At 35.4% G+C, this 5802-nt stretch carries 6 protein-coding genes; all 6 read left to right on the forward strand.

Going from position 1 to position 5802, the window contains the following annotated elements:
* Positions 1 to 54: 54 nt before the first annotated feature.
* The 6 genes from GSA01S_RS09080 to dtd all read left to right on the forward strand — a co-directional run bounded on the left by GSA01S_RS09080 (position 55) and on the right by dtd (position 5773).
* Positions 55 to 540 (forward strand): DUF3013 family protein, encoded by a 486-nt coding sequence (locus GSA01S_RS09080; RefSeq protein WP_066126821.1) that lies wholly within the window; start codon positions 55 to 57, stop codon positions 538 to 540.
* 12 nt (positions 541 to 552) lie between these two features.
* Positions 553 to 1494: a 50S ribosomal protein L11 methyltransferase gene (prmA, locus tag GSA01S_RS09085; protein ID WP_066126824.1), complete on the forward strand. Its 942-nt coding sequence runs from the start codon at positions 553 to 555 to the stop codon at positions 1492 to 1494.
* A complete protein-coding gene (locus tag GSA01S_RS09090; protein ID WP_066126825.1) occupies positions 1495 to 2244 on the forward strand; it encodes a 16S rRNA (uracil(1498)-N(3))-methyltransferase in 750 nt (249 codons plus the stop codon).
* Between the two features lie 15 nt (positions 2245 to 2259).
* The gene (gene deoC, locus GSA01S_RS09095) at positions 2260 to 2910 is read left to right on the forward strand and encodes a deoxyribose-phosphate aldolase (protein WP_066126827.1); all 651 of its coding nucleotides are present in this window, start codon (positions 2260 to 2262) and stop codon (positions 2908 to 2910) included.
* 191 nt (positions 2911 to 3101) lie between these two features.
* On the forward strand, positions 3102 to 5312 hold the full coding sequence (locus tag GSA01S_RS09100) for a RelA/SpoT family protein (RefSeq protein ID WP_066126828.1): 2211 nt from the start codon (positions 3102 to 3104) through the stop codon (positions 5310 to 5312).
* Positions 5313 to 5326: 14 nt separating this feature from the next.
* Entirely contained in the window at positions 5327 to 5773 is a 447-nt protein-coding gene (dtd, locus tag GSA01S_RS09105; RefSeq protein WP_066126829.1) for a D-aminoacyl-tRNA deacylase, read from the forward strand.
* Positions 5774 to 5802: the final 29 nt, after the last annotated feature.

The following is a 5802-nucleotide window of genomic DNA, read 5'->3' on the forward strand; positions in this document are numbered from 1 at the left end:
AATCAAAAAATTTAAAGTTTTAATAAAGCATAATAGAAGAAAGAAGGTGAGCCGATGCAACAACATAATTTATTAACCTATCAACATTATTTATTAGAAGAATTATATTTTCATTGTGAGTGGCAGTTAAGTTGGCAAGAAGATTGGCATTGTATTGAACTGGTTTTACAATTTGAATTTGAAAATAATAATACTGATATTCAATTAAATTTAGACCAATCAGATGAGACAGTGCTATACGAATGCAAAGTTTTATTTGTTGACCCTCAAGCTGCCCATTTCTATACACCAAATGTGATTCAACGTTTTGTAGTTGATAAGACAAAAGGGATTCCTACAGGAGAAGTGACAGCTATCTTTAAATATTTAAAGCAGAAAACAAGTCAAGCACAGGCTGCTTGGTATGATTTTATCCATGATGATTCTATCGATCATTTTGAAATAACTTGGCAAGAACAGGACTATCAAATCATAAAAGAACGCCTCGTGCAAACAAATCAATATAATCAACAAGCATTATTTTTGCCGATAGTTGATTAGAAAGAGGTCTATATGGAGGAAAAAAATTGGTATAAAGTAATATTAGAAACGACTAATAAGGAAGGCGAATTAATTGAATTGGTGTCCAATTTGTTTTTTGAATTAGGTTCTATTGGTGTAGAAGTAAATTATGCACAAGGTTACCTAGAAAATGATGAAAATCTATTTGGGGAAATTTTCGATGAAGAGATGTTAAAAGTATTGGATCGCGATACCGAAATCATTGCTTATTTTAACGAACCGATGGAACTTTCTGAATTAGAATTTGCGATAAAAAAATTATTCAACCAAACACCGTTTAAATTGACTCAAAATAAACAGTTGAATGAGAATTGGCAAAAGAATTGGATGCAACACTATCACCCACAACCAATCAGTCGTTATTTAACGATTGTTCCTGTTTGGCAAGATGATTACCAAGCTCAACCTCAAGAACAAATTGTCTATTTAGATCCTGGCGTGGCCTTTGGGACCGGTAATCATCCAACAACTCAATTAGGTGCTCAAGCATTAGAAATCGTGATGCGTGGCGGAGAAACCATTTTAGACGTTGGTACAGGTTCCGGTATCTTAACCTTTATTGCGAAAGCATTAGGCGCTCAAACGGTTCACGGATATGATTTAGATCCACAAGCAGTAGCCAGTGCCAATGAAAATTTAAATTATCAACCAGATAAAGAAGGCATTCATTTTGCAGTAAATAATCTTTTAGTAGGGGTAGAGACTAAAGCTGATATTATTGTTGCGAATATTTTACCGCATATCATTATTGAAATGTTAGACGATGCCGAACGTTTATTAAAAGAAAATGGTTGGTTAATTTTAGGTGGTATTCTAATCTCAAAAAGCCTCGGACTTGAAGAAGAGTTACGAACTCGAGGTTGGAAATTGTATCAAAAGACTATAATGGGTGAGTGGGTTTCATTAATTTTAGAAAAGCAGGAGCAAGAGTAGATGCAACGTTATTTTATAGAAGAAAGTTTAACAATTGGTCAACAGGTCATTTTAGACGCTGATATTACGCATCATGTTTATGATGTCATGCGTGGTAAAACGGGAGCGCATATTTTACTAGTTGATACAAAGCAACAAGTATATTTGGCTTCTTTAGCAGCCAAAGAAGGTGCGTTTGGGATGGCGATAATTGAGAGTGAAATTGAACATCAATCTGAATTTCCTTTAAGTGAGGTTGCAATTGCTTGTGGTCTTTCGAAAAATGATAAATTAGAATGGATTGTTCAAAAAGCAACTGAGTGTGGGATGACTCAGTTTTATCCACTTACATTGAAACGCGATGTCATGAAATGGCCAGGGGAAAAAGCAACTAAGCGAATGATGCGTTTACAAAAAATTGCTCAAGAAGCGGCTGAACAAAGTCATCGAGTACAAATTCCGACTATTAATGAACTATCTTCTTTAAAGCAATTGATTAATTTAGCAGATGATTATACAATTAAGTTAATCGCTTATGAAGAAACTGCCAAAAGCGGTCAACGTGCTCAGTTAAAAGAAGCGTTAATTCATTTAAAAGCAAGTAATCGTCTATTAATGGTCTTTGGATCTGAAGGAGGACTAACTCCAGAGGAAGTGAGCCAATTAGAGGAGGCTGGATTTATCTGTTGTAGCTTAGGTCCCCGGATTTTAAGAGCTGAAACGGCGCCTGTATACTTTTTAAGTGCATTAAGTTATCAATTAGAATTATAAATTTGGAGGAAGATCATGAATCAAAATTTAGCAAAATATATTGACCATACCATTTTAAAACCGGAAGCAACTAAGAAAATGATTGAAGTCTTATGTCAAGAAGCAATAGAGCATGACTTTATGTCTGTTTGTATTAATCCAACCTGGGTACCTTATGCGGCGTCTTTATTAAGTGACAGTGATGTTAAGGTTTGTACGGTTGTTGGTTTTCCTCTAGGGGCAAACACATCGTCATTAAAAGCTTATGAAGCAGCTGAAGCAGTTAAAAATGGTGCTCATGAAGTGGATATGGTAATTAATATTGGTGCAGCTAAAGCTGGTGATTGGGAGTTAGTATATCAAGACATTAAAGCAGTCGTAGATGCTGTACCATCAGAAGTGGTTGTTAAAGTTATTATTGAAACATGTTTATTAACAGATGAAGAAAAAGTGAAAGCTTGCCAACAAACTAAAAAAGCGAATGCTGATTTTGTGAAAACTTCAACTGGTTTCTCAACAGGTGGTGCAACGGTCGAAGATATTCGCTTAATGCGCGAAACAGTTGGACCAGATATGGGAGTTAAAGCAAGTGGTGGTGTTTCGAATACCGAAGAAGCTTTAGCAATGATTGAAGCAGGCGCAACACGTATTGGTGCATCAAAAGGTATTGCAATTATTGGCAAATAATTAGATACCGTTAATTTAAAGAATTAATGAATAAAGCTTAGACTGAATGTTTTTACAAAGAGGATAATTGGTTACTCCCAAACAGTAAAACATGATAGTCTAAGGCTTTTTTTAATCAGTTAACATTGTAGAATATACAAATTTATCGTATAATTAGTGGTACATATTTTAACAGAAATTAGGTGAAAAAAATGGCTCGTACTCAAGATTTAACTGCACAAGAAGTAATCGACATATGTAAAGAATATATGAATGACAAAAATGTACAGTTTATAAAAAAAGCTCTTGAATATGCCACCCATGCCCATCGTAATCAAGTACGATTATCAGGAGAAGCTTATATCATACATCCTATTCAAGTAGCTGGTATTTTAGCTCAATTAAAAGCAGATCCTGCAACAGTAGTAACGGGCTTTTTACACGATGTCGTTGAAGATACTGAATACACATTAGAAGATATTGAGTCTGAATTTGGGAGTACTGTGGCATTTTTAGTCGACGGTGTTACCAAATTAGGTAAAGTCAAATTTCAAAGTAAAGAAGAGGCGCTAGCAGAAAACCATCGTAAAATGTTATTGGCGATGGCCAAAGATATGCGTATCGTGATGGTTAAATTAGCTGACCGTTTACATAATATGCGCACATTAAAATTTCAAAAACCAGAAAAGCAAGTGGAAAAATCACAAGAAGCGATTGAGATTTATGCACCCTTAGCTGATCGTATCGGGATGAATGCGATAAAATGGGAATTGGAAGATATTGCGCTACGTTACATTAATCCAGCTGAGTATTATCGAATTGTGCGATTGATGGATGCTAAACGTGATGAACGTGAAAAATATATTCAAGAAGCCATCGTCGAAATTAACGAAGCCGTAGCTGAAATGGACATTAAGGCTGATGTATATGGACGACCTAAACATATTTATTCAATTTACCGTAAAATGGTCGACCAGAATAAAGATTTTGACCATATTTATGATTTACTAGCAGTAAGAGTGTTGGTGGATACTATTAAAGACTGTTATGCAGTACTGGGAATTATTCATACTAAATGGAAACCAATGCCAGGTCGTTTCAAAGATTACATTGCGATGCCAAAAGCGAATATGTATCAATCGATTCATACAACTGTCATTGGCCCATATGGTAAACCGGTCGAAATTCAGATACGAACACATCAGATGCATGAAGTAGCAGAATATGGGGTCGCTGCCCACTGGGCTTATAAAGAGGGCAAAACAGATAAAGTAGAGTCTGAAAATAATATTGAACGCCAAATGAAATGGTTCCGTGAAATTGTTGAATTGCAAGACGAAGCAAGAGATGCTAGTGAATTTATGGATTTTGTTAAAGAAGATTTATTTAAAGACCAAGTCTATATTTTCTCTCCAAAAGGTGATGTTTTTGAATTGCCGGCAGGATCAGGGCCGATTGATTTCGCCTATCATATCCATACTGAGGTAGGAAATAAAATTATCGGTGCTAAAATTAATGGTAACATTGTCCCCTTAAATTATACTTTAAAAAATGGCGATATTATCGAAATATTAACCAATCCCAATTCAAATGGTCCAAGTCGTGACTGGTTAAAATTAACTCATACGAGTAAGGCCCGCAATCGTATTAAACGATTTTTTAAACTATTAGATCGTGATCGCAATAGTGAATTAGGTCAACAGATGTTAGAACGTGAATTTAAACCGGTTGGATTTTCAGTAAAACAGTTGAATAAGAAAAACCGTGATAAAGAGTTATTAGAACGGTTTAACTTTAATAGCTTAGAAGATTTATATGCAGCGGTAGGACTAGGAGAATTATCTCCACAGACCATCATTAACTTCTTAGGTTTAAAACCGATGGAAGAAACAACAGAAGTAAAAAAACAACCGATTCAAACCATTAAAAAAGAAGCACCAGATAATAAAATGCCACGTACCGTTCATGAAAGTGGTGTGGTGGTCAATGGTGTCGAAAACTTAATGGTGCGCTTAAGTCGCTGTTGTAATCCTGTACCAGGAGACGATATTGTTGGTTATATTACTCGCGGACGTGGTGTTTCAATTCATCGCAAAGATTGTCCAAACTTAGTGCATGAACCAGATTTAATGAAACGGACGATTGATGTTGAATGGGAAAATAAAGCAGATTTAACTTCAGATTATGAGACTGAAATAAAAGTCATTGGTTTTGACCGTTCAGGATTGATTAATGATGTTTTGCATGTGGTTAATCACACCGTAAAAAATCTAAAAAATGTTAATGGACGCGTCGATGCGGATAGTACGGCGACAGTCACCATTAAAGTAGCCATTTCTAATACCATTCAATTGAATGATTTAATGAATAAATTGCGCAATATACCCGATGTTCATGAAGTAGAGCGGGTCGCAAATACATAATTAGGATGAATTAAATGAGAGTTATTATTCAAAAAGTAAAAGAAAGTTCAGTAACAGTTAATAATACCTTGTTAGGGGAAACGCAACATGGATTAATGCTGTTAGTAGGATTTACTCACACGGATACGTTTGAGGATATTCAATACTGTGCTAAAAAAATTGTGCAGATGCGTATTTTTGAAGACGAGAATGAAAAAATGAACTTGTCTTTAAAAGATGTGGGAGGCTCTATTTTATCAATTAGTCAGTTCACTCTCTATGCGCAAACCAAGAAAGGCAATCGTCCTAGCTTTACCGAAGCAGCTAAGCCTGATTTAGCAACAGCGCTATACGAACAATTTAATGAAGAATTAAGAAGTTACGATGTAGAAGTAGCTACCGGTGAATTTGGGGCAATGATGGATGTGGCTTTAATCAATGAAGGCCCAGTAACCATTATTTTAGACTCCAAAAATCGCTAATGCTTGTTGAGTAAGTTGGCAAGAAGTAG

Origin of the sequence: Globicatella sanguinis NBRC 15551, assembly GCF_001552295.1 — a bacterium.
GTDB lineage: Bacteria > Bacillota > Bacilli > Lactobacillales > Aerococcaceae > Globicatella > Globicatella sanguinis.